The organism is Citrobacter sp. wls829, from assembly GCF_005280825.1.
GTDB classification, from domain to species: Bacteria; Pseudomonadota; Gammaproteobacteria; order Enterobacterales; family Enterobacteriaceae; genus Citrobacter; species Citrobacter gillenii.
In genome coordinates, this window is record NZ_SZWP01000107.1 from 37,105 (window position 1) to 61,347 (window position 24,243).

General features: G+C 52.6%; 18 protein-coding genes, 2 tRNA genes and 1 pseudogene. 18 read left to right on the forward strand and 3 right to left on the reverse strand.

The window, feature by feature from the left end:
• Positions 1-67: 67 nt before the first annotated feature.
• From rlmE to glmM, 4 genes are all read left to right on the forward strand, one after another.
• A complete protein-coding gene (gene rlmE, locus FDW88_RS21970; protein ID WP_004106110.1) occupies positions 68-697 on the forward strand; it encodes a 23S rRNA (uridine(2552)-2'-O)-methyltransferase RlmE in 630 nt (209 codons plus the stop codon).
• A gap of 99 nt (positions 698-796) precedes the next feature.
• Positions 797-2,728 carry an ATP-dependent zinc metalloprotease FtsH gene (gene ftsH, locus FDW88_RS21975; RefSeq protein ID WP_137363362.1) on the forward strand — a complete coding sequence of 644 codons (1,932 nt, stop codon included), beginning with the start codon at positions 797-799 and terminating at the stop codon, positions 2,726-2,728.
• A gap of 378 nt (positions 2,729-3,106) precedes the next feature.
• Positions 3,107-3,955, forward strand: a complete 849-nt coding sequence (folP, locus tag FDW88_RS21980) for a dihydropteroate synthase (RefSeq protein ID WP_096755524.1) — start codon at positions 3,107-3,109, stop codon at positions 3,953-3,955.
• The gene (gene glmM / locus FDW88_RS21985) at positions 3,948-5,285 is read left to right on the forward strand and encodes a phosphoglucosamine mutase (protein WP_096755525.1); all 1,338 of its coding nucleotides are present in this window, start codon (positions 3,948-3,950) and stop codon (positions 5,283-5,285) included. The genes folP and glmM overlap by 8 nt, the downstream gene beginning before the upstream one ends.
• Positions 5,286-5,327: 42 nt before the next feature.
• Here the strand turns inward: glmM and dcuC are convergent, their stop codons facing one another.
• Both dcuC and iadA read right to left on the reverse strand, forming a co-directional pair.
• Positions 5,328-6,794: a C4-dicarboxylate transporter DcuC gene (dcuC, locus tag FDW88_RS21990; RefSeq protein ID WP_115257391.1), complete on the reverse strand. Its 1,467-nt coding sequence runs from the start codon at positions 6,792-6,794 to the stop codon at positions 5,328-5,330.
• 10 nt (positions 6,795-6,804) lie between these two features.
• Positions 6,805-7,938, reverse strand: coding sequence for a beta-aspartyl-peptidase (gene iadA, locus FDW88_RS21995; protein ID WP_137363363.1), 1,134 nt, complete (start codon positions 7,936-7,938; stop codon positions 6,805-6,807).
• A 151-nt stretch (positions 7,939-8,089) separates the two neighbouring features.
• Here iadA and FDW88_RS22000 point away from each other — a divergent pair.
• The 3 genes and pseudogenes from FDW88_RS22000 (at position 8,090) to FDW88_RS22010 (ending at position 9,586) form a co-directional block, all read left to right on the forward strand.
• Positions 8,090-8,984, forward strand: a pseudogene (locus FDW88_RS22000) (LysR family transcriptional regulator).
• Between the two features lie 169 nt (positions 8,985-9,153).
• Entirely contained in the window at positions 9,154-9,486 is a 333-nt protein-coding gene (secG, locus tag FDW88_RS22005) for a preprotein translocase subunit SecG (protein WP_003025000.1), read from the forward strand.
• Positions 9,487-9,499: 13 nt separating this feature from the next.
• Positions 9,500-9,586, forward strand: a tRNA-Leu gene (locus FDW88_RS22010).
• 199 nt (positions 9,587-9,785) lie between these two features.
• Here FDW88_RS22010 and argG read toward each other — a convergent pair.
• Positions 9,786-11,129: an argininosuccinate synthase gene (argG, locus tag FDW88_RS22015; RefSeq protein ID WP_115257395.1), complete on the reverse strand. Its 1,344-nt coding sequence runs from the start codon at positions 11,127-11,129 to the stop codon at positions 9,786-9,788.
• Positions 11,130-11,474: 345 nt separating this feature from the next.
• On the opposite strand from argG, the gene FDW88_RS22020 reads away from it, so the two are divergent.
• From FDW88_RS22020 to FDW88_RS22070, 11 genes are all read left to right on the forward strand, one after another.
• Positions 11,475-11,551 (forward strand) — tRNA-Met (locus FDW88_RS22020).
• A gap of 208 nt (positions 11,552-11,759) precedes the next feature.
• Positions 11,760-12,212 carry a ribosome maturation factor RimP gene (gene rimP / locus FDW88_RS22025; RefSeq protein ID WP_135911333.1) on the forward strand — a complete coding sequence of 151 codons (453 nt, stop codon included), beginning with the start codon at positions 11,760-11,762 and terminating at the stop codon, positions 12,210-12,212.
• A 28-nt stretch (positions 12,213-12,240) separates the two neighbouring features.
• Entirely contained in the window at positions 12,241-13,728 is a 1,488-nt protein-coding gene (gene nusA, locus FDW88_RS22030; RefSeq protein ID WP_096755531.1) for a transcription termination factor NusA, read from the forward strand.
• A 24-nt stretch (positions 13,729-13,752) separates the two neighbouring features.
• Complete coding sequence (gene infB, locus FDW88_RS22035) at positions 13,753-16,449, forward strand: translation initiation factor IF-2 (protein ID WP_096755532.1); 2,697 nt, start codon at positions 13,753-13,755, stop codon at positions 16,447-16,449.
• Positions 16,450-16,599: 150 nt separating this feature from the next.
• A complete protein-coding gene (gene rbfA, locus FDW88_RS22040; RefSeq protein ID WP_096755533.1) occupies positions 16,600-17,004 on the forward strand; it encodes a 30S ribosome-binding factor RbfA in 405 nt (134 codons plus the stop codon).
• The gene (truB, locus tag FDW88_RS22045) at positions 17,004-17,948 is read left to right on the forward strand and encodes a tRNA pseudouridine(55) synthase TruB (RefSeq protein WP_096755534.1); all 945 of its coding nucleotides are present in this window, start codon (positions 17,004-17,006) and stop codon (positions 17,946-17,948) included. The genes rbfA and truB overlap by 1 nt, the downstream gene beginning before the upstream one ends.
• A 273-nt stretch (positions 17,949-18,221) precedes the next feature.
• Positions 18,222-18,491 (forward strand): 30S ribosomal protein S15, encoded by a 270-nt coding sequence (rpsO, locus tag FDW88_RS22050; RefSeq protein WP_096755535.1) that lies wholly within the window; start codon positions 18,222-18,224, stop codon positions 18,489-18,491.
• A gap of 247 nt (positions 18,492-18,738) precedes the next feature.
• Positions 18,739-20,871, forward strand: a complete 2,133-nt coding sequence (pnp, locus tag FDW88_RS22055; protein ID WP_096755536.1) for a polyribonucleotide nucleotidyltransferase — start codon at positions 18,739-18,741, stop codon at positions 20,869-20,871.
• Between the two features lie 108 nt (positions 20,872-20,979).
• Positions 20,980-21,864, forward strand: a complete 885-nt coding sequence (gene nlpI, locus FDW88_RS22060) for a lipoprotein NlpI (protein WP_096755537.1) — start codon at positions 20,980-20,982, stop codon at positions 21,862-21,864.
• 106 nt (positions 21,865-21,970) lie between these two features.
• Positions 21,971-22,051: a protein YrbN gene (gene yrbN, locus FDW88_RS22065; protein ID WP_010723222.1), complete on the forward strand. Its 81-nt coding sequence runs from the start codon at positions 21,971-21,973 to the stop codon at positions 22,049-22,051.
• Positions 22,044-23,993 (forward strand): DEAD/DEAH family ATP-dependent RNA helicase, encoded by a 1,950-nt coding sequence (locus FDW88_RS22070; protein ID WP_137363364.1) that lies wholly within the window; start codon positions 22,044-22,046, stop codon positions 23,991-23,993. The genes yrbN and FDW88_RS22070 overlap by 8 nt, the downstream gene beginning before the upstream one ends.
• The last annotated feature ends 250 nt before the right edge of the window (positions 23,994-24,243 follow it).

Consider the following 24,243-nt stretch of genomic DNA (forward strand, 5'->3'; position numbering starts at 1 on the left):
TATCACCAAATAGCAGTGTAGAAATTTACACCATTGGTTACGATGAACTGCCCGATGGGAAAGTAAAATGACAGGTAAAAAGCGTTCTGCCAGCTCAAGCCGCTGGCTTCAGGAACACTTTAGCGATAAATATGTTCAGCAGGCACAGAAAAAGGGGTTACGTTCCCGTGCCTGGTTTAAACTTGATGAAATACAGCAAAGTGACAAAATTTTTAAACCGGGGATGACGATAGTTGACCTCGGCGCTGCACCCGGTGGCTGGTCGCAATATGCGGTTACGCAGATCGGAAACAGCGGCCGCATTATCGCTTGCGATCTTTTACCTATGGATCCAATCGTTGGTGTGGACTTCCTTCAGGGCGACTTTCGTGATGAATTAGTCCTGAAAGCGTTACTTGAGCGCGTAGGTGACAGTAAAGTACAAGTTGTCATGTCCGATATGGCACCAAATATGTGTGGAACACCGGCGGTGGACATTCCCCGGGCCATGTATTTGGTAGAGCTGGCGCTTGGAATGGCTCGTGATGTATTAGCGCCAGGTGGTAGTTTTGTAGTTAAGGTGTTCCAGGGCGAAGGCTTCGATGAGTATCTAAGAGAGATTCGCTCCCTGTTTACGAAGGTCAAAGTTCGTAAGCCGGACTCTTCCCGCGCTCGTTCGCGTGAAGTGTACATTGTAGCGACCGGGCGTAAACCATAACCGGCAGATTTTAAACGAAAGTTTGAAAGACGCTGGATATAGAGTATCCTGACGCTGTTTTTAACACAGTTGTAATAAGAGGTTAATCCCTTGAGTGACATGGCGAAAAACCTAATACTCTGGCTGGTCATTGCCGTTGTGCTGATGTCAGTATTCCAGAGCTTTGGGCCCAGCGAGTCTAATGGCCGTAAGGTGGATTACTCTACCTTCCTGCAAGAGGTCAATCAGGACCAGGTTCGTGAAGCGCGTATCAACGGACGTGAGATTAACGTTACCAAGAAAGACAGTAACCGTTACACGACCTACATCCCGGTTAACGATCCGAAGCTGCTTGATAACCTGCTGACCAAAAACGTCAAGGTTGTTGGCGAGCCGCCTGAAGAGCCGAGCCTGCTGGCTTCTATCTTCATTTCCTGGTTCCCAATGCTGCTGCTGATTGGTGTCTGGATCTTCTTCATGCGTCAAATGCAGGGCGGGGGTGGCAAAGGCGCCATGTCGTTCGGTAAGAGTAAAGCGCGCATGCTGACGGAAGATCAGATCAAAACCACTTTTGCCGACGTTGCAGGTTGTGACGAAGCGAAAGAAGAGGTGGCTGAGCTGGTTGAGTACCTGCGCGAACCGAGCCGTTTCCAGAAGCTGGGCGGTAAGATCCCGAAAGGCATCCTGATGGTCGGCCCTCCGGGTACCGGTAAAACCCTGTTGGCAAAAGCCATCGCGGGTGAAGCGAAGGTTCCGTTCTTCACTATTTCTGGTTCTGACTTCGTGGAAATGTTTGTGGGTGTCGGCGCATCTCGTGTGCGTGACATGTTCGAACAGGCCAAGAAAGCAGCACCGTGCATCATCTTCATCGATGAAATCGACGCCGTAGGCCGCCAGCGTGGCGCAGGTCTGGGCGGTGGTCACGATGAACGTGAGCAGACGCTGAACCAGATGCTGGTTGAGATGGATGGCTTCGAAGGTAACGAAGGTATTATCGTTATCGCAGCAACTAACCGTCCAGACGTACTTGACCCAGCGCTGCTGCGTCCAGGCCGTTTTGACCGTCAGGTTGTGGTCGGACTGCCAGACGTTCGCGGTCGTGAACAGATTCTGAAAGTGCATATGCGTCGCGTACCGCTGTCTCCGGATATCGATGCGGCAATTATCGCTCGTGGTACGCCTGGTTTCTCCGGTGCAGACCTGGCGAACCTGGTGAACGAAGCAGCGTTGTTCGCTGCCCGTGGTAACAAGCGCGTTGTATCGATGGTTGAGTTCGAGAAAGCGAAAGACAAAATCATGATGGGTGCGGAACGTCGCTCCATGGTGATGACGGAAGCGCAGAAAGAATCTACCGCGTACCACGAAGCAGGCCACGCGATTATCGGTCGCCTGGTACCGGAACACGATCCGGTGCACAAAGTAACGATTATTCCACGCGGTCGTGCGTTGGGTGTGACCTTCTTCCTGCCGGAAGGCGATGCAATCAGCGCTAGCCGTCAGAAACTGGAAAGTCAGATCTCTACGCTGTACGGCGGTCGTTTGGCTGAAGAGATTATCTACGGTGCTGAACATGTTTCTACCGGCGCGTCGAACGACATTAAAGTCGCGACTAACCTGGCACGTAATATGGTGACGCAGTGGGGCTTCTCTGAAAAGCTGGGTCCGTTGCTGTACGCGGAAGAAGAAGGCGAAGTGTTCCTCGGTCGTTCTGTTGCTAAAGCAAAACATATGTCCGATGAAACCGCGCGCATTATCGATCAGGAAGTTAAATTGCTGATTGAACGTAACTACGAGCGTGCTCGTCGTCTTCTGAACGATAACCTGGACATTCTGCACTCGATGAAAGATGCGCTCATGAAATATGAGACCATCGATGCACCGCAGATTGACGATCTGATGGCTCGCCGCGATGTGCGTCCGCCAGCAGGTTGGGAAGAGTCAGGTACGTCTAACAACTCTGGCAATAATGGCACCCCAAGTGCGCCGCGTCCGGTTGATGAACCGACCTCGCCGAATCCGGGTAACATGTCAGAGCAGTTAGGTGACAAATAAGTTATCGTTGCTGATGACCGTGCTTTAATTGAAAACCCTGGGGCTTGCTCCGGGGTTTTTTTATTTATCAACTTATACCCAATGAATTTCGAGTTGCATCAAGGCGGCGACGCAGGGAATCCCCAGGAGCGTACATCAGTACGTGACTGGGGTGATCGAGGACAAACCGGCTATGCCGGTTTGAACAGCGCTTGCGCTGGCCCCGAAGGGGAATCCCCAGGAGCGTACATCAGTACGTGACTGGGGTGATCGAGGACAAACCGGCTATGCCGGTTTGAACAGCGCTTGCGCTGGCCCCGAAGGGGTGAGGCCGAAGGCCGAATAAAGCTAACGCAGATGCAGCTTGAAAGACGATGGGTATATACCAGGGATAACACTATGAAACTCTTTGCTCAGGGTTCTTCGCTGGATCTCAGCCATCCCCACGTCATGGGGATTTTAAACGTCACGCCGGACTCTTTTTCCGATGGCGGCGCGCACAACACCTTGGTTGAGGCGGTGAAACACGCCAATCTGATGATTAACGCCGGGGCGACTATCATTGATGTGGGTGGCGAATCCACGCGGCCGGGGGCGGCAGACGTCAGCGTAGAAGAAGAACTGGAACGGGTGATCCCGGTCGTTGAGGCCATTGCCCAACGCTTTGAGGTGTGGATCTCGGTGGATACCTCAAAACCGGAGGTGATTCGTGAATGTGCCCGAGTCGGTGCGCATATCATTAATGATATTCGCTCCCTGACAGAACCAGGTGCACTGGAAGCTGCGGCGGAAACTGGATTACCCGTGTGTCTGATGCATATGCAGGGGCAGCCGAAGACCATGCAGGAAGCGCCAAAGTACGAAGATGTTTTTGCTGAGGTAAATCGCTACTTTGTTGAGCAAATAGCACGTTGTGAAAGGGCTGGGATCGCAAAAGATAAATTGTTGCTCGACCCGGGATTCGGTTTCGGTAAAAATCTTACCCACAACTACACATTACTGGCACGCCTGGCAGAGTTTCATCATTTTAATCTGCCGCTGCTGGTCGGGATGTCACGAAAATCAATGATTGGTCAGTTACTGAACGTGGGGCCATCTGAACGTTTGAGCGGAAGCCTGGCATGTGCGGTGATTGCTGCCATGCAGGGCGCGCAGATTATTCGTGTCCATGACGTCAAAGAAACCGTAGAAGCGATGCGTGTGGTGGAAGCCACATTGTCTGCAAAGGAAAAAAAACGCTATGAGTAATCGTAAATATTTTGGCACTGACGGTATCCGCGGTCGCGTTGGCGATGCCCCAATTACGCCTGATTTTGTGCTCAAACTGGGCTGGGCGGCAGGAAAAGTGCTGGCACGTCATGGTTCACGTAAAATTATTATCGGTAAAGATACGCGTATTTCTGGCTATATGCTGGAGTCAGCGCTGGAGGCTGGTTTGGCCGCAGCGGGCCTGTCTGCTTCATTCACCGGGCCAATGCCAACCCCCGCGGTTGCGTATCTGACGCGCGCTTTCCGCGCCGAAGCAGGGATTGTCATATCTGCCTCGCACAACCCGTTTTATGATAACGGAATTAAGTTCTTCTCCATCGACGGGACCAAATTACCTGACTCCGTTGAAGAAGCTATCGAAGCCGAGATGGAAAAGCCGCTCACCTGTGTGGACTCTGCTGAACTGGGGAAAGCCAGCCGTATTGTCGATGCTGCGGGCCGCTATATCGAATTTTGCAAAGGTACGTTCCCGAACGAGCTGAGCCTGAACGAGCTAAAAATCGTGGTGGATTGTGCGAACGGCGCGACGTATCACATTGCGCCAAATGTACTCCGTGAACTGGGCGCAAATGTCATTGCGATTGGCTGTGAGCCGGATGGCGTCAACATCAATGAAGAAGTGGGTGCGACCGACGTTCGTGCGCTGCAGGCGCGCGTGATTGCAGAAAAAGCCGATCTGGGTATTGCGCTGGATGGTGATGGCGACCGCGTGATCATGGTGGACCACGAAGGTAATAAGGTCGATGGCGATCAGATCATGTATATCATTGCCCGTGAAGCGTTACGTCAGGGGCAACTGCGTGGTGGTGCTGTCGGTACGCTGATGAGCAACATGGGTCTCGAGCTGGCGCTGAAGCAGCTGGGTATTCCCTTTGCTCGGGCGAAAGTGGGTGACCGCTACGTGCTGGAAAAAATGCAGGAAAAAGGCTGGCGCATCGGGGCTGAAAACTCAGGGCACGTGATCCTGCTGGATAAAACCACCACCGGTGACGGTATTGTGGCGGGTCTGCAGGTGCTGGCAGCAATGGTACGTAACCATATGAGTTTGCACGACCTGTGCAGCGGTATGAAAATGTTCCCACAACTGCTGGTTAACGTTCGCTTTACCGCCGGTAGCGGCGATCCGCTGGAACATGAAACCGTGAAAGCGGTGATGGCGGACGTTGAAGCGGCGTTGGGTAACCGAGGTCGTGTTCTGCTGCGTAAATCAGGTACTGAGCCGTTAATCCGTGTGATGGTTGAAGGCGAAGATGAAGCGCAGGTTACTGAGTTCGCGCACCGTATTGCAGATGCGGTGAAAGCCGTATAACTCCTGAAGTTTGAGAGCCGGAGTCCGAGACTCCGGCTTTTTTTATCCTACTGAAAGTGCTTGTTTGCGTCGATGCTGCCAGAAGTAGCCCCCGGCCATCATCAGCACAAGAGCAGCCAGCCACGGCAGGACCGCCAGCAAATGCCCTGAACGGGCAAATGTCAGGGCAATCATCAACAACCACCCTCCCAGCATTGGAATTGCGGTACGTTTAACAATATCCACTGGCGATACGCCTGCGATCCCGGCAATGGCAATGATCACGCCAGCGATCGGCGATAACGTCCGGCCAATACCCGCCGAAATCTGAATAGGTAGCATCATCACGGCGATGTCGCTGCCGATATGGCGGCTGATATCCGGCACCATGGGGGCGAAGGAGAAGAACGCGGCATTCCCCGACCCCATCAACGCAGAAATCGCAAAGGTGATCAGCGTCATCAGCAGGATTATCGAGGCGGCACTGAGACCAAATTCGCCGGAGAGTGAAAGCAGCGCGTCGACTGCACCAATGGCTTTTAGCCCGGCTGAAAAAACTTCACCCGCGATAATCAACGTTACGACGGTGGCAAACACGCTGCCCATGCTGTCGAAAACTTTTTGCACGCCAGCCATCACTTCACGTGCCTTGCGATGACGCCAATACTCGCAAATCAGCGTAATGGCCAGGCTAATCAGAACGGCGGTATCCAGCGTAATTTTGAGCGAGCTAAACAGTAAATCACTGCACAGCAGCATCAATACCAACGGTAGCATCGGCAGAAACAGCCAGGCGATCGGGGCGTGGGTTTCTTCTGTGGCGGTCAACGTTTGCATCTGCTGGGTTACATCGCCGCCGCTTTCTCGGCGATCGAAAAAGCGTTGGACGACAATATGGAGCAGGGCGATGAAAAGAATGACCGGCACGACGATGGGAAGCTGATCGTGAACAAAATAGTTCACCACCTCGATACCCGCTGTTTTGGCGGCAAGAACCGAGTTACCGGAACCGGGGCCGAATTCAACCGCACAGGTACTGGCGATAACGGCGGCGACGGCGGCACGGCTGCAGCCAAGGCGGGTGAGCAGCGGATAAAGCGTTGCCATCAACAACAAACCCAACCCCGTAGCGCTACTGATAAACAGCGACAAAAATTGCCCCAGCAGCAACGCCAGCCCCAGTAGGAGATATGGCGAGTTCAGACGCTGTAATGGACGCGAAGTCACCCGAACCAGCACCTGACTGGCACCAATGGCTGACATATAGGTGGCAAAGCCGCCAATCAGCATAATTTGCAGACCAAGGCCACCCAGGCGCACGCTCAGGGTATCGCGGATAAACTCAAACGCATCAAAGGGGCCAAACCCGGTGCTTTTCTTCACCAGGCTACTGAGCGTGGTCATTCCGCTAAAATGGGCGATGAGTAGTAATACAATCCCGGTGAGCAGCAGCACGGACTGGGGATGGTACTTTTTCAGGATCAGCCGTCCGGCAAAGACAATGGCGACTAGCGCCAGCAATAAAGACATTCTTTCATCCTCACTCAAAGTTGCCGTTGACCAAACACTCTCCATCGCGCAGTAACGGTCTACCCGCGGCAAACAGATGCGCCAGCGACAGGTCATCATTGAGGACGCAAATATCGGCGCGTTCTCCGGCACAAAGCTTGCCGCCGGAAATTCCCAGCGAGCATGCAACGTTTGCCGTCATCATGGCCACGGCCTGTGCGATCGGAATGCCCGCATCAATCAGGCGAGGGAGCAGTGCAAGGTTACCGCCTACCGGCGCGGCCGTGAGTCCTTCAACCATACCCTGAGCATTAAAGCGCGGCACGCTGCCATTGCCATCTGAGCTGATGGTGATGCGATCGGCTGGAACCTGAGCCTCCAACGCGTGGAGAATGGCCTGTTCCTGAGGCATAAAACGGCTACCGCCAGACGTCACGTCAATATGGCCGCCGCGATGGGCGAAAGCGATCGCCTGGTTGAACAGGGCTTCGGTTCTGGCCACGTGAGTCGGTGAAATATGGTGGATCGGAATACCGGCATCACAAAGCGCACTAAGTTGCGACATGCCTTCCGGCAGGTTGCCCAGGTGCACATGCAGCAGCCCTTTTTTCCCCGCCAGCAGTGAGGCCACGCGGATATCGCTGACGATTCTCAACAGCTCCTGGAAAGAGGGATATGAACCCCGATGATCGGCGAGGGCGATTTTAACGCCGAGAATGGCCGGGATAAAGGTTATGTCATCGCGAATGGATTGCGTAATTGTCGGGCTGGGTACCGCGTAAGCCCCTGTGTGCATAAACGCGCGCACGCCCTCCAGATTCAGTGACTGCATTTTGGCGTACAGATCTTTGGGCGAGCGAGAAATGGCATCGGTGCCCAGCACGCCGACGACCGTCGTAATGCCAGCTTGAAGCAGATCGCGCAGTTTTACGGCAGGCGTTCGGCTGGCAAATCCTGCTTCACCACCGCCGCCGGTCAGATGGACATGCTGGTCGATAATCCCCGGAATTACCCATTTACCCCGGCAATCGATGACCTCGTTGACGCCATCGAAACGTGAAATATCGTTGCCTACCGCCACAATACGATCGGCATATATGAGCAGAGAGCAGAGGCCTAAATCCTCCGGGGAAAAGACACGGGCATTAGTCAGTAAAGTAAACATATTAGTCCTGTCAAACGTCAAGGGGAGGGAGACTCGGCAGGTGAAACAGAATATTGTTGTTATGCGGTCCACACTAAAGCCATTACTATAACTGTGACTATTTCCGATTTGTTATCGGAGGATACGGATATGGAATGGTGGAGAATGCGACGTGGATAGTAAGTGGTTAGATGATTTCCTGGCTTTAAGTCAGCATGGGAATTACTCCCAGGCCGCCATACAGCGGCATATTACTCAGCCTGCGCTAAGTCGGCGTATTAAAGCGCTGGAAGAGACGTTAGGCGTCCCGCTATTTGATCGTACCACGACACCCGTTACGTTAACCCGTTATGGTGAACGGTTTGAACCCTATGCCCGGCATGTCCTCAGTACGCTTACCGAGGCGCGTCATGAACTGGCCGCCATGATGCCGGCAACGGAAAATACGCTGGTGATGGTCAGTCTTCACACGCTGTCGGTGAATATCCTGCCTGACATGATCAATTACCTGCGCCAAAGCGAACCACAATTAAGTTTTACGGTAAACGCCAGCATCCAGGGAATTGATAATCACTTTAACGCGCTGATAAACCGGCAAATTGATTTTCTGGTAACCTACGATTTGCCGTCTTCGCAGCCGGGGCTGGAGATTGTCGGGGGGCTAAAACGCTCATTGTGGCGATATGAGCGGTTCATCCCGGTGATTTCAGCCCAACTGGCGGACAAGCTTGATTCTCCAGATGCTCCGATTCCCTGGCTTTGCTACAGCGACTATACCTTTGTCAGACGCATTATCGATCCGCTAGAGCAACAGGTTCACCCACGACTAAAAAAAGGTCTTTGAGAGTGGGTTAAGCGAAACAATCCGGGAAATGGTGCTGCGCCATATGGGAATGGCATGGTTGCCCGAGTCGATGGTGGCTGAAGAATTAGTGAATAATGAAGTTATCCACTGTTGGCCAGATAATTCAGATCTGATAGGTGAAATCCCGGTCGTTGTTTGGGCAAACCTTGACGATCAGCGACCCGTGATGCAGCGATGCTGGGATAAATTGCTGCGTTTTTGATTGATGTGGCGATTTTTTCTTCAGTTGATACAATACACTTAAATTGCCCTTGCGAAGGTTATTCGCATTGGTTAGTATTCACACCCGCTTCAGTGGGAAACAGTTAAACATTCCCGCTTTAATGGTCGAAGCATTGGTACGCGGCAACTCCGCAAGGAACAGGTTGATTATGCACGAAGCTCTTTTAGTAGTTTTCCTTATTGTAGCAATTGGCCTGGTAGGCTTGATCATGCTGCAGCAAGGCAAAGGCGCTGATATGGGAGCCTCTTTTGGCGCAGGCGCTTCTGGTACACTGTTTGGTTCAAGTGGTTCTGGTAACTTCATGACCCGAATGACAGCTGTATTGGGAACCTTGTTCTTCATTATCAGTCTGGTGCTGGGTAACATGAACAGCAATAAGACCAATAAAGGAAGTGAGTGGGAAAATCTGAGTGCACCGGCGAAAACCGAGCAAACTCAGCCAGCTGCTCCGGCTCAGCCGACCAGCGATATCCCGCGCTAATAGTAGTATCTGTGCTGAGGTGGTGGAATTGGTAGACACGCTACCTTGAGGTGGTAGTGCCCTAACGGGCTTGTGGGTTCGAGTCCCATCCTCAGTACCAATATTCCGAAAGAAAGACGCTGAAAAGCGTCTTTTTTTCGTCTGTATGTTGTGATCCGTAGGTGTGCGTAGTAGCACGTAGGCCTGATAAGCGATAGCGCTATCAGGCATGTCCTGCAAATTGTCGGATGGCGGCTACACGCCTTAAATTCCGCGCATAAAAAAGCCGCTTGCGCGGCTTTTGTCATTTCTGTTGGCGATTACTTCGCTTTGTTTTCCAGATTCTCTACCTGCGGCAGACCGGTGGCGGAAGAGGCGGTCAGCAGGCCCGACTGGGCGTAGCCGAACAGCTTCTCGCGGGTATCGGTAATATCCAGGTTACGCATAGTCAACTGACCGATACGATCGTCCGGTGAGAAGACGGAATCCCCTTTCTCCATGGTCAGACGTTCTGGCTTGTAGGTCAGGTTGTCGGAGACGGTATTCATAATGGAATAGTCGTTACCGCGACGCAGCTCCAGCGTAACTTCGCCGGTGATTTGGCTCGCAACCCAACGTTGCAGACCGTCACGCAGCATTAGCGCCTGGGAGTCAAACCAGCGACCCTGGTACAGCAGACGACCCAGTTGGCGGCCGTGAGCGTGATACTGCTCAATGGTATCTTCATTGTGAATACCGGTCAGCAGACGCTCGTAAGCGATATGCAGCAGCGCCATTCCCGGGGCTTCGTAAATACCACGGCTTTTCGCCTCGATAATACGGTTTTCAATTTGATCGCTCATGCCCAGACCATGACGGCCGCCAATGCGGTTGGCTTCCATCATCATCTCAACATCGTCGCTGAAGGTTTTGCCGTTCAGCGCAACTGGATGTCCCTGCTCAAAACGTACGGTTACTTCTTCCGCCGGGATCTTCACGCTTTCATCCCAGAACTTGACGCCCATAATCGGGTTAACGATCTTCAGGCTGGAGTTAAGGAATTCCAGATCTTTCGCTTCGTGCGTAGCGCCGAGCATGTTGGAGTCAGTGGAATACGCTTTTTCGACAGACATTTTGTAGTCGAAACCGCAGGCGATCATAAATTCAGACATCTCATGGCGACCGCCGAGTTCGTCAATGAAGTCAGTGTCCAGCCATGGTTTGTAAATCTGCAGTTCGGCATTGGTCAGCAGACCGTAACGATAGAAACGCTCAATATCATTGCCTTTATAGGTACTGCCGTCACCCCAGATATTCACACCGTCATCTTTCATGGCGGCCACCAACATGGTGCCGGTCACCGCGCGGCCTAGTGGCGTGGTGTTGAAATAGGTCAGTCCGCCGGTGGTATTATGGAATGCACCACATTGAATCGCTGCGATCCCTTCGGCAACCAGTTGCTTGCGGCAATCAACCAGGCGAGCGTTCTCAGCACCATATTCCATTGCACGGCGAGGGATGGCGTCATAGTCATCCTCATCCGGTTGTCCCAAATTCGCAGTATATGCATATGGGACAGCCCCTTTTTGTCGCATCCACAGCAGTGCAGCACTGGTGTCCAGGCCGCCGGAAAAAGCGATACCAATACGTTGACCTACCGGGAGATGCTTGAGAATCGTCGTCATAAAATAAAACCCTGCTTGATAGACTGGTGAAGAGGTCGGTTTTTTATGTTAAGTGCATTTTTATGCAAAATAAATGAGTTTTCATTTAATCACCTTTTAACGGTGACAGGAAGAGTTTAGTGATAATTTCGTTAAATAACGGCGTTGAAGGCAGATTTATCTTTGTTGCACTTTGCTAAATTTGCGCAGGCTGGCATTCATTCATTTGCATAGTAGTAACAAGGTTGACATAAGGGATAGAAAATCAATATACTGTGCGCAGATTTTACGTCCCGTCCTCGGTACCAAATCCCAGCAGTATTTGCATTTTTTACCCAAAGCGAGTAAAATTTGCCACGTTTCAGGCGCGGGGTGGAGCAGCCTGGTAGCTCGTCGGGCTCATAACCCGAAGGTCGTCGGTTCAAATCCGGCCCCCGCAACCACTTTCCCTTAGAGTTCTTTTTCAAATATACTGTGAAGACTTAGGCCTTCGTAGCTGGATTTGAAAAAAAATTCTTTCGGAAGGTTCTCCGAACCGCAGGTGCGGTTATAGGGTTCAGTTATCTAAAGCCCCGATTTATCGGGGTTTTTTGTTATCTGATTACAGAATAACTGGGCTTTAGGCCCTTTTTTTATGTCTTGGGGGTGGGCTTGTCCACATTAGAGCAAAAATTAACAGAGATGATTAAAGCACCAGTTGAAGCCTTGGGCTACGAGCTGGTCGGCATCGAATTTATTCGTGGTCGCACATCCACACTGCGCATCTATATTGATAGTGAAGATGGCATCAATGTTGATGATTGTGCTGATGTGAGCCACCAGGTTAGCGCCGTGATGGACGTTGAAGATCCGATCACCGTTGCTTATAACCTGGAAGTCTCCTCACCGGGTCTCGATCGTCCTATGTTCACGGCTGAACACTACGTACGTTTCCTGGGTGAAGAAGTCACGCTGGTTCTTCGTATGGCGGTACAAAATCGCCGTAAATGGCAGGGCGTTATCAAAGCGGTGGATGGTGAGATGATCACTGTCACAGTCGACGGTAAAGATGAAGTGTTCGCGCTGAGTAATATCCAGAAGGCGAACCTGGTTCCCCACTTTTAACAGTCTGGATTGAGGTGAAAAGCCCGCGATGAACAAAGAAATTTTGGCTGTTGTTGAAGCCGTATCCAATGAAAAATCGCTGCCACGCGAGAAAATTTTTGAAGCGCTGGAAAGTGCGCTGGCTACAGCAACAAAGAAAAAATACGAACAAGAGATCGACGTTCGCGTAGAAATCGATCGTAAAAGCGGTGATTTCGATACCTTCCGCCGTTGGGTAATTGTGGAAGAAGTCACTCAGCCAACCAAAGAAATTACTCTGGAAGCCGCACGTTACGAAGACGAGAGTCTGAACGTGGGTGAATACGTTGAAGACCAGATTGAATCAGTCACCTTTGACCGTATCACCACCCAGACGGCGAAACAGGTTATCGTACAGAAAGTACGTGAAGCTGAACGTGCGATGGTTGTTGATCAATTCCGCGAGCACGAAGGTGAGATCGTCACCGGTGTGGTGAAGAAAGTTAACCGTGACAACATTGCGCTGGACCTCGGCAGTAATGCTGAAGCCGTGATCCTGCGTGAAGACATGCTGCCGCGTGAAAACTTCCGCCCGGGTGACCGTATCCGTGGTGTTCTGTACTCCGTTCGCCCGGAAGCACGCGGCGCGCAACTGTTTGTGACGCGTTCCAAACCGGAAATGCTGATTGAACTGTTCCGCATTGAAGTGCCAGAAATTGGCGAAGAAGTGATTGAAATTAAAGCGGCGGCTCGCGATCCGGGTTCTCGTGCGAAAATCGCGGTGAAAACCAACGATAAGCGTATCGATCCGGTGGGTGCTTGCGTAGGTATGCGCGGTGCACGCGTTCAGGCGGTTTCTACCGAACTGGGCGGCGAACGTATCGATATCGTCCTGTGGGATGATAACCCGGCACAGTTCGTGATCAACGCAATGGCGCCTGCAGACGTCGCGTCTATCGTGGTGGATGAAGATAAACACACCATGGATATCGCGGTTGAAGCCGGTAACCTGGCTCAGGCGATTGGACGTAATGGTCAGAACGTCCGCCTGGCTTCACAATTGAGCGGTTGGGAACTCAACGTAATGACCGTTGATGACCTGCAGGCTAAGCATCAGGCTGAAGCGCATGCTGCTATTGATACCTTCACCAAATATCTCGATATCGATGAAGATTTCGCGACGGTTCTGGTAGAAGAAGGTTTTGCTACGCTGGAAGAGCTGGCCTACGTGCCAATGAAAGAGCTTCTGGCAATCGACGGCCTGGATGAAGCAACCGTTGAAGCGCTGCGCGAGCGTGCTAAAAACGCACTGACCACTCTGGCACTGGCCCAGGAAGAAAGCCTCGGTGATAACAAACCGGCTGACGATCTGCTGAATCTGGAAGGATTAGATCGTGATATGGCCTTCAAACTGGCTGCCCGTGGTGTTTGTACGCTGGAAGATCTCGCTGAACAGGGCATTGATGATCTGGCTGATATCGAAGGGTTGACCGACGAAAAAGCCGGTGAGCTGATTATGGCTGCCCGTAATATTTGCTGGTTCGGCGACGAAGCGTAATAAACTGTAGCAGGAAGGAACAGTATGACAGATGTAACCGTAAAAACGCTGGCTGCAGAGATACAGACCTCCGTGGATCGCCTGGTACAGCAATTTGCTGATGCAGGTATCCCGAAGTCTGCTGACGACTCTGTGTCCGCACAAGAGAAGCAAACCTTACTGGCGCACCTGAACCGTGAGAACGGCTCTGCACCAGATAAGTTGACATTGCAGCGTAAAACGCGCAGTACTCTCAATATTCCTGGTACCGGTGGAAAAAGTAAATCGGTACAAATCGAAGTCCGCAAGACACGCACCTTTGTGAAACGCGATCCGCAAGAGGCAGAACGCCTTGCCGCGGAAGAGCAGGCGCAGCGTGAAGCGGAAGAGCAAGCCCGTCGTGAGGCAGAAGAAACTGCTAAACGCGAGGCGCAACAAAAAGCCGAACGTGAGGCCGCAGAACAAGCTAAACGTGAAGCCGCTGATAAAGCGAAACGTGAAGCTGCGGAAAAAGACAAAGTGAGCAATCAACAGACCGACGATATGACTAAAACCGCCCAGGCCGAAAAAGCCCGCCGTGAAAATGAAGCCGCAGAACTGAAGCGTAAAGCGGAAGAAGAAGCGCGTCGCAAGCTTGAAGAAGAAGCTCGCCGTGTGGCTGAAGAAGCCCGTCGTATGGCGGAAGAAAATGCCGGTGTTTGGGCAGAACAAGAGAAAGCAAAAGGTGAAGAGGATAAGACCGATTATCACGTCACCACTTCTCAGCATGCTCGCCAGGCAGAAGACGAAAACGATCGCGAAGTAGAAGGCGGCCGTGGCCGTACGCGTACTGCGACGAAAGCTGCTCGTCCTCAGAAGAAAGGCAATAAGCACGCTGAATCTAAAGCCGATCGCGAAGAAGCACGTGCTGCTGGTCGCGGTGGTAAAGGTGGCAAGCGTAAAGGTTCTTCCCTGCAGCAAGGCTTCCAGAAGCCAGCTCAGGCCGTTAACCGTGACGTTGTGATTGGCGAAACCATCACCGTTGGCGACTTAGCGAACAAGATGGCGGTTAAAGGTTCTCAGGTCATCAAAGCGATGATGAAGCTGGGTGCGATGGCCACCATCAACCAGGTCATCGATCAGGAAACCGCACAGTTGGTTGCTGAAGAGATGGGCCACAAAGTTATCCTGCGTCGTGAAAACGAGCTGGAAGAAGCGGTAATGAGCGACCGTGACACTGGCGCAGCGGCTGAACCGCGTGCACCGGTTGTGACCATCATGGGTCACGTTGACCACGGTAAAACCTCTCTGCTGGACTACATTCGTTCAACGAAAGTCGCCTCTGGCGAAGCGGGCGGCATTACCCAGCACATTGGTGCATACCACGTTGAAACTGACAACGGTATGATCACCTTCCTGGATACCCCGGGGCACGCCGCGTTTACCTCTATGCGTGCTCGTGGTGCACAGGCAACAGATATCGTTGTTCTGGTTGTTGCAGCAGATGATGGCGTGATGCCTCAGACCATTGAAGCTATCCAGCATGCGAAAGCAGCGCAGGTGCCGATGGTTGTTGCAGTCAACAAAATCGATAAGCCAGAAGCCGATATGGATCGCGTTAAGAACGAACTGTCTCAGTACGGCGTTATGCCGGAAGAGTGGGGCGGCGAATCTCAGTTCATCCCTGTTTCTGCGAAAGCAGGCACCGGTATTGATGACCTGTTGAACGCTATCCTGCTGCAGGCTGAAGTTCTGGAGCTGAAAGCGATTCGTAAAGGTATGGCAAGCGGTGCGGTAATCGAATCCTTCCTGGACAAAGGTCGTGGCCCAGTTGCTACCGTCCTGGTTCGTGAAGGTACCCTGAATAAGGGCGATATCGTACTGTGTGGCTTCGAGTATGGCCGCGTTCGTGCAATGCGTAACGAACTGGGTCAGGAAGTCCTGGAAGCAGGTCCGTCTATTCCAGTTGAAATCCTGGGTCTGTCCGGCGTTCCGGCTGCGGGTGACGAAGTTACCGTCGTACGTGACGAGAAAAAAGCGCGTGAAGTTGCACTGTATCGTCAGGGCAAATTCCGTGAAGTTAAACTGGCTCGCCAGCAGAAATCTAAACTCGAGAACATGTTCGCCAACATGACCGAAGGCGAAGTTCACGAAGTGAACGTTGTCCTGAAAGCTGACGTTCAGGGTTCTGTCGAAGCGATCTCCGATTCCTTGCTGAAACTGTCTACCGACGAAGTGAAAGTGAAGATCATCGGTTCCGGCGTAGGTGGTATCACCGAAACCGACGCCACGCTGGCTGCGGCATCCAACGCGATTCTGGTTGGCTTCAACGTTCGTGCTGATGCCTCTGCACGTAAAGTGATTGAATCTGAAAGCCTGGATCTGCGTTACTACTCCGTCATCTATCACCTGATCGACGAAGTGAAAGCTGCGATGAGCGGCATGCTGTCTCCGGAACTGAAACAGCAGATCATCGGTCTGGCTGAAGTACGTGACGTGTTCAAATCACCGAAATTTGGCGCCATCGCAGGTTGTATGGTTACCGAAGGTACGATTAAACGTCACAACCCAATCCGCGTTCTGCGTGACAACGTGGTTATCTATGAAGGCGAGCTGGAATCCCTGCGCCGCTTCAAAGATGACGTTAACGAAGTCCGTAACGGCATGGAATGTGGTATCGGCGTTAAGAACTACAACGACGTTCGCGTTGGCGATATGATCGAAGTGTTCGAAATCATCGAGATCAAACGTACCATCGCATAATTTTCGTCGTCTTTTGGGCTGCCGCTGTGTTGGCAGCTCAAGGCATAGAAGCTTATTTGAGGTAGGCCGGGTAAGCGAAGCGCCACCCGGCAATGAAATTTAAAAAGGGGCTTATGGCCCCTTTTTTGTCTTTATTCTGGAGAATTTATTATGGCGAAAGAATTTGGTCGCCCGCAGCGCGTGGCCCAGGAGATGCAAAAAGAGATCGCACTCATCCTGCAACGCGAAATCAAAGATCCGCGCGTCGGCGTGATGACTACCGTGTCCGGCGTTGAGATGTCTCGTGACCTGGCGTATGCCAAAGTGTTCGTGACGTTCCTGAATGACCAGGACGAAGCTGCCGTGAAGAACGGTATTAAAGCCTTGCAGGAAGCCTCTGGTTTCATCCGCTCTCTGCTGGGTAAAGCCATGCGCCTGCGTATCGTGCCGGAACTGACTTTCTTCTACGACAACTCGTTGGTCGAAGGGATGCGCATGTCTAACCTGGTGACCAGCGTGGTGAAGCATGACGATGAACGTCGTGTGAATCCTGCGGACGACAGCAAGGAGGACTAATGAGTCGTCCTCGTCGTCGTGGTCGCGACATTCATGGCGTCCTGTTGCTGGATAAGCCGCAAGGCATGTCCAGCAATGACGTGCTGCAAAAAGTAAAACGCCTCTACAATGCCAACCGTGCCGGCCATACCGGTGCGCTGGATCCGCTGGCGACAGGCATGCTGCCTATCTGCCTGGGAGAGGCGACCAAGTTTTCGCAGTACCTGCTGGACTCTGACAAACGCTATCGCGTGGTGGCCCGCCTGGGACAGCGTACTGATACCTCTGATGCCGATGGGCAAATTGTGCAGGAGCGTCCGGTGACGTTTACCCCGGAACAGCTTGCCAGCGCGCTGGAGACGTTTCGCGGTGACATCCAACAGATCCCGTCGATGTACTCAGCGCTGAAGTATCAGGGTAAAAAGCTGTACGAGTACGCGCGTCAGGGTATTGAGGTCCCGCGTGAATCCAGACCGATTACCGTGTACGAACTGCTGTTTATTCGCCACGAAGGTAATGAACTGGAGCTGGAAGTCCATTGCTCCAAAGGCACGTACATTCGCACGATTGTTGACGATCTGGGCGAGAAGCTCGGATGCGGCGCGCACGTGACGTATCTGCGTCGTCTGACGGTCAGCAAGTATCCGGTAGACCGCATGGTCACGCTGGAACATCTGCACAGCCTGGTTGAACAGGCTGAACAGCAGAACATTCCGGCGGCAGAATTACTTGATCCGCTGCTGATGCCAATGGACAGTCCGGCATCGGACTATCCCATTGTTAATCTGCCTTTAACATCATCGGTTTACTTTAAAAATGGTAATCCGGTACGTACGTCGGGCGTGCCGCTGGAAGGGCTGGTTCGCGTGACGGAAGGCGATGATGGCAAATTTATCGGCATGGGGGAGATCGACGATGAAGGTCGTGTCGCCCCTCGTCGACTGGTGGTTGAGTATCCTGCATAGCGCTCTCTGTCTTGCGATAAGCAGGCGCTGCGAGTAGAATACCGCCGCTTAACGTCGCGTAAATTATTTAACAGTTCGCGCGGCGTGTACACAAAATCATTCGAGCTGCATCAAGGCGGCAAGTCTGAGGATCCTCAGGAGCTTACTGAAGTAAGTGACTGAGGTGAGCGGACGCAGCCAACGCAGAGGCAGTTTGAAGGATGAAGTGTATACACTGGGATCGCTGAATTAGAGATCGGCGTCCTTACATTCTTAACACTTTGGAGTTTTAAAATGTCTCTAAGTACTGAAGCTACAGCTAAAATTGTTTCTGAGTTTGGTCGTGATGCAAACGACACCGGTTCTACCGATGTTCAGGTTGCTCTGTTAACTGCACAGATTAACCACCTGCAGGGTCACTTCTCTGAACACAAAAAAGATCACCACAGCCGTCGTGGTCTGCTGCGTATGGTTTCTCAGCGTCGTAAACTGCTCGACTACCTGAAGCGTAAAGATGTTGCACGTTACACTGCGCTGATCGAGCGTCTGGGTCTGCGTCGCTAAGTCTTTCGAGTTTCAGAAAGAGGGGGCCTTCATGGCCCCTTTTTTCCAGCAGATGGCAGCAATTCGCTGGAAACTAATGTATTGTTGCTATGAATGATCTTCCGTCGCAGAGGTTCGCGCGGCTAATGAGAGGCTTTACCCAATACGCGTGGGTTAGGGTTGTCATTAGTCGCGAGGATGCGCAGAAGGTCGGGTATTAACGATGGCGTGTATAAATACGCCGTTAAAAAAGAGAAAGGATATTATTTTGCTTAATCCGATCGTTCGTAAATTCCAGTACGGCCAACATACCGTAACGCTGGAAACCGGCATGATGGCACGTCAGGCTACTGCTGCTGTTATGGTTAGCATGGATGACACCGCGGTATTTGTGACCGTTGTTGGTCAGAAAAAGACCAAGCCAGGCCAGGATTTCTTCCCGCTGACCGTTAACTATCAGGAGCGTACCTACGCTGCTGGCCGTATCCCGGGTAGTTTCTTCCGTCGTGAAGGCCGTCCGAGTGAAGGCGAAACCCTGATCGCGCGTCTGATTGACCGCCCGGTTCGTCCGCTGTTCCCGGAAGGTTTCATCAACGAAGTTCAGGTTATTGCGACCGTTGTCTCCGTTAACCCGCAGGTTAACCCAGATATCGTGGCAATGATCGGCGCATCCGCTGCGCTGTCCCTGTCTGGTCTGCCGTTCAACGGCCCGATCGGTTCTGCTCGTGTTGGTTATATCAATGACCAGTATGTACTGAACCCGACTCAAGACGAACTGAAAGAAAGCAAGCTGGACCTGGTTGTTGCCGGTACTGAAGCTGCCGTACTGATGGTTGAATCCGAAGCTGAATTGCTGAGCGAAGACCAGATGCTGGGCGCTGTCGTATTCGGTCACGAACAGCAGCAGATTGTTATCAAAGAAATCAACGAGCTGGTTAAAGTCGCTGGCAAACCGCGTTGGGACTGGCAGCCAGAAGCTGTCAACGAAGCGCTGAATGCACGCGTTGCCGCGCTGGCAGAAACGCGTTTGAGCGATGCTTACCGTATCACCGACAAGCAAGAGCGTTATGCTCAGGTTGACGTGATCAAATCTGAAACCATCGCTCAGCTGGTTGCAGAAGACGAAACCCTGGACGCTAACGAACTGGGTGAAATCCTGCACGCTATCGAGAAAAACGTCGTTCGTAGCCGCGTACTGGCAGGCGAGCCGCGCATCGATGGCCGCGAAAAAGACATGATCCGTGGTCTGGACGTGCGTACTGGCGTACTGCCGCGTACTCACGGTTCCGCACTGTTCACCCGTGGCGAAACTCAGGCGCTGGTTACTGCGACCCTGGGCACCACCCGTGATGCGCAGAACCTCGACGAACTGATGGGCGAGCGTACTGACAACTTCCTGTTCCACTACAACTTCCCTCCGTACTGCGTAGGCGAAACCGGTATGGTCGGTTCTCCGAAGCGTCGTGAGATTGGTCACGGCCGTCTGGCGAAACGCGGCGTGCTGGCAGTTATGCCGGAACTGGACAAATTCCCGTACACCGTACGTGTTGTGTCTGAAATCACCGAATCCAACGGTTCTTCTTCCATGGCTTCCGTGTGCGGTGCTTCTCTGGCACTGATGGACGCAGGCGTGCCGATCAAAGCCGCTGTTGCGGGTATCGCGATGGGCTTGGTGAAAGAAGGCGATAACTTTGTGGTTCTGTCTGACATTCTGGGTGACGAAGATCACCTGGGCGACATGGACTTTAAAGTGGCGGGTTCCCGCGATGGTATCTCTGCACTGCAGATGGATATCAAAATCGAAGGTATCACCAAAGAGATCATGCAGGTTGCTTTGAACCAGGCTAAAGGTGCGCGTCTGCACATCCTGGGCGTGATGGAACAGGCGATCAATGCGCCGCGCGGCGACATCTCTCAGTTCGCTCCGCGTATCCACACCATTAAGATCAGCCCGGACAAAATCAAAGACGTTATCGGTAAAGGCGGTTCTGTTATCCGTGCTCTGACCGAAGAAACCGGCACCACCATCGAAATCGAAGATGATGGTACTGTGAAGATCGCGGCGACCGACGGTGAAAAAGCGAAATATGCTATCCGTCGTATCGAAGAGATTACTGCAGAAATCGAAGTTGGCCGTATCTACAATGGTAAAGTGACCCGTATCGTTGACTTTGGCGCATTCGTTGCCATCGGTGGCGGTAAAGAAGGTCTGGTACACATCTCTCAGATCGCTGACAAGCGCGTAGAGAAAGTGACCGATTACCTGCAGATGGGTCAGGAAGTACCGGTTAAAGTTCTGGAAGTTGATCGCCAGGGCCGCGTACGTCTGAGCATTAAAGAAGCAACTGAGCAGTCTCAGCCAGCAGCTGCGCCGGAAGCACCGGCAAGCCTCGGCGAGTAAGGTTGCCATTGCCCTCCGCGTGAGCGGGGGGCCTTTAACCCGGCAGGAAGCCTTGTTAGCAACCGGGGAACAGGACGTTCATTCAATCGTTGTCTTCGGGAGTGGGAAATGAAGCCTTTTTTGCGCTGGTGTTTCGTTGCGACAGCACTCACGCTGGCTGGATGCAGTAATTCCGCCTGGCGTAAGAGTGAAGTCCTCGCAGTACCACTGCAACCGACTTTACAGCAGGAAGTGATTCTGGCACGTATGGAACAAATTCTTGCCAGTCGGGCTTTAACCGATGACGAACGCGCACAGCTTTTATATGAGCGCGGAGTGTTGTATGATAGTCTCGGTCTGAGGGCACTAGCGCGAAATGATTTTTCACAAGCGTTGGCAATCCGACCAGATATGCCTGAAGTATTCAATTACTTAGGTATATATTTAACGCAGGCAGGCAATTTTGATGCTGCCTATGAAGCGTTTGATTCTGTACTTGAGCTTGATCCAACTTACAACTACGCGCACTTAAATCGCGGTATCGCATTGTATTACGGCGGTCGCGACAAGTTAGCGCAAGATGATCTGCTAGCGTTTTATCAAGACGATCCCAATGATCCATTCCGCAGTCTGTGGCTGTATCTCGCCGAGCAGAAGCTCGATGAGAAGCAGGCTAAAGAAGCGTTAATACAGCGCTTCGAGAAATCGGATAAAGAGCAATGGGGATGGAACATTGTCGAGTTCTACCTGGGCAACATTAGCGAAGCAACGCTGATGGAGCGCCTGAAGGCGGACGCAACGGATAACACCTCGCTCGCTGAGCATCTCAGTGAAACCAACTTCTATTTAGGTAAGTACTACCTAAGTCTGGGGGATTTGGACAACGCTACGGCATTGTTCAAACTGGCGGTGGCTAACAACGTTCATAACTTTGTTGAGCACCGATACGCATTGTTGGAATTATCGCTCCTGGGCCAGGACCAAGATGACCTGGCAGAATCGGACCAGCAATAGCTGACGTACACATCAGCCCGTAATCTTTTTTGATTGCCATCACCTTCACCGGTGAGGGCGTTGTTGTTCGTTAATACACCTACTTTGAGCCGGTTCACACTTTTCAATGAAAATTGCAGATCAATTTCATGATGAGTTATGTAGACTGGCCGCCATTAATTTTGAGGCACACGTACTACATGGCTGAATTCGAAACCACTTTTGCAGATCTGGGCCTGAAGGCTCCTATCCTTGAAGCCCTTACCGATCTGGGTTACGAAAAACCATCTCCAATCCAGGCAGAGTGCATTCCGCATCTGCTGGGCGGTCGCGATGTTCTGGGTATGGCCCAGACCGGTAGCGGCAAAACTGCAGCGTTCTCCTTACCGCTGCTCAACAATCTTGATCCTGAGCTGAAGGCACCTCAGATTCTGGTGCTGGCACCGACCCGCGAACTGGCGGTTCAGGTTGCAGAAGCCATGACGGATTTCTCTAAACATATGCACGGCGTGAACGTGGTAGCCCTTTACGGCGGCCAGCGTTATGACGTGCAGTTACGTGCCCTGCGTCAGGGCCCGCAGATCGTCGTCGGTACGCCGGGTCGTCTGCTGGATCACCTGAAGCGCGGTACCCTGAACCTCTCTAAACTGAGCGGTTTAGTGCTGGACGAAGCCGATGAAATGCTGCGTATGGGCTTCATCGAAGACGTTGAAACGATTATGGCGCAGATCCCGGAAGGTCATCAGACCGCTCTGTTCTCTGCAACCATGCCGGAAGCGATTCGCCGTATTACCCGCCGCTTTATGAAAGAGCCGCAGGAAGTACGCATTCAGTCCAGCGTCACCACGCGTCCTGACATCAGCCAGAGCTACTGGACTGTCTGGGGCATGCGTAAAAATGAAGCGCTGGTGCGTTTCCTGGAAGCAGAAGATTTTGATGCGGCGATTATCTTCGTTCGTACCAAAAATGCGACCCTGGAAGTGGCAGAAGCGCTGGAGCGTAGCGGCTATAGCAGCGCTGCACTGAACGGCGACATGAACCAGTCCCTGCGTGAGCAGACTCTGGAACGTCTGAAAGACGGCCGTCTGGATATTCTGATTGCAACCGACGTTGCGGCCCGTGGCCTGGACGTTGAGCGTATCAGCCTGGTTGTTAACTATGACATCCCGATGGACTCCGAGTCTTACGTTCACCGTATCGGCCGTACCGGTCGTGCGGGTCGTGCTGGCCGTGCGCTGCTGTTCGTTGAGAACCGTGAGCGTCGTCTGCTGCGTAACATCGAACGCACCATGAAGCTGACCATTCCGGAAGTTGAACTGCCGAACGCAGATCTGCTGGGCAAACGCCGTCTGGAAAAATTCGCCGCGAAAGTACAGCAGCAGCTGGAAAGCAGCGATCTGGATCAGTACCGTGCTCTGCTGGCGAAAATGCAGCCGGAAGAAGAGCTGGATATCGAAACGCTGGCCGCAGCACTGCTGAAAATGGCACAGGGTGAACGTCCGCTGATCGTGCCACCAGATGCACCGATGCGTCCTAAGCGCGAATTCCGCGACCGTGATGAACGTGCTCCACGTGGCGATCGTAATGATCGTAACGATCGTGGCCCGCGTGGTGACCGTCCGGAACGCGGTGGTGAAGACCGTCCTAAGCGCGAACGTCGTGACGTTGGCGATATGCAGCTGTACCGCATTGAAGTGGGTCGTGATGACGGTGTTGAAGTACGTCATATCGTTGGCGCTATCGCTAACGAAGGTGACATCAGCAGCCGTTACATCGGTAACATCAAGCTGTTCGGTACGCACTCCACCATCGAACTGCCGAAAGGTATGCCGGGCGACGTGCTGCAGCACTTTACCCGTACTCGCATCCTGAACAAGCCGATGAACATGCAGCTGGTTGGCGATGCAGTACCGCACACCGGTGGTGAGCGTCGTGGCGGCGGCGGTGGTCGTTTCAGCGTCGAACGTCGTGAAGGCGGCCGTGGCGAAAACCGTGGTAACAGCACCGAGCGTCGTGAAGGTGGCCGTGGTGATGGTCGTCGTTTCAGTGGCGAACGTCGTGAAGGCAGCCGTGCTCCACGTCGTGACGATGCTTCCGCTCCGCGTCGTGATGACTCCGCAGGTCGTCGTCGTTTCGGCGGTGACGCATAAGCCTCTTGGCTTCATAGCTGTAAAGTAAAATATACAGCCCCGATCTTAACAGTCGGGGCTTTTTTTATTCCTTTTGTACTCGTGTACTGGTACAGTGCAGCGCATTGAACTGTATTAGCTAATTTTAACCCTAAATAATTCGAGTTGTAGGAAGGCGGCAAACGAGGACATTCCAGGAGCTTACTCAAGTAAGTGACTGGGATGGCGGAGTGCAGCCAACGCATCTACAGCTTGAAGTATGACGGGTAAA

What these genes read in the sequence shown, in the direction of transcription:
- dcuC (WP_115257391.1), bottom strand. Translation starts at nt 6,794, where the DNA reads ATGTCTTTATTGCTGGCGCTAGTCGCCATTGTCTTTGCCGGACGGCTG.
- folP (WP_096755524.1), top strand. Translation starts at nt 3,107, where the DNA reads ATGAAACTCTTTGCTCAGGGTTCTTCGCTGGATCTCAGCCATCCCCAC.
- rpsO (WP_096755535.1), top strand. Translation starts at nt 18,222, where the DNA reads ATGTCTCTAAGTACTGAAGCTACAGCTAAAATTGTTTCTGAGTTTGGT.
- iadA (WP_137363363.1), bottom strand. Translation starts at nt 7,938, where the DNA reads ATGTTTACTTTACTGACTAATGCCCGTGTCTTTTCCCCGGAGGATTTA.
- FDW88_RS22070 (WP_137363364.1), top strand. Translation starts at nt 22,044, where the DNA reads ATGGCTGAATTCGAAACCACTTTTGCAGATCTGGGCCTGAAGGCTCCT.
- argG (WP_115257395.1), bottom strand. Translation starts at nt 11,129, where the DNA reads ATGACGACGATTCTCAAGCATCTCCCGGTAGGTCAACGTATTGGTATC.
- nusA (WP_096755531.1), top strand. Translation starts at nt 12,241, where the DNA reads ATGAACAAAGAAATTTTGGCTGTTGTTGAAGCCGTATCCAATGAAAAA.
- nlpI (WP_096755537.1), top strand. Translation starts at nt 20,980, where the DNA reads ATGAAGCCTTTTTTGCGCTGGTGTTTCGTTGCGACAGCACTCACGCTG.
- rlmE (WP_004106110.1), top strand. Translation starts at nt 68, where the DNA reads ATGACAGGTAAAAAGCGTTCTGCCAGCTCAAGCCGCTGGCTTCAGGAA.
- yrbN (WP_010723222.1), top strand. Translation starts at nt 21,971, where the DNA reads ATGAAAATTGCAGATCAATTTCATGATGAGTTATGTAGACTGGCCGCC.
- glmM (WP_096755525.1), top strand. Translation starts at nt 3,948, where the DNA reads ATGAGTAATCGTAAATATTTTGGCACTGACGGTATCCGCGGTCGCGTT.
- secG (WP_003025000.1), top strand. Translation starts at nt 9,154, where the DNA reads ATGCACGAAGCTCTTTTAGTAGTTTTCCTTATTGTAGCAATTGGCCTG.
- rbfA (WP_096755533.1), top strand. Translation starts at nt 16,600, where the DNA reads ATGGCGAAAGAATTTGGTCGCCCGCAGCGCGTGGCCCAGGAGATGCAA.
- ftsH (WP_137363362.1), top strand. Translation starts at nt 797, where the DNA reads ATGGCGAAAAACCTAATACTCTGGCTGGTCATTGCCGTTGTGCTGATG.
- infB (WP_096755532.1), top strand. Translation starts at nt 13,753, where the DNA reads ATGACAGATGTAACCGTAAAAACGCTGGCTGCAGAGATACAGACCTCC.
- truB (WP_096755534.1), top strand. Translation starts at nt 17,004, where the DNA reads ATGAGTCGTCCTCGTCGTCGTGGTCGCGACATTCATGGCGTCCTGTTG.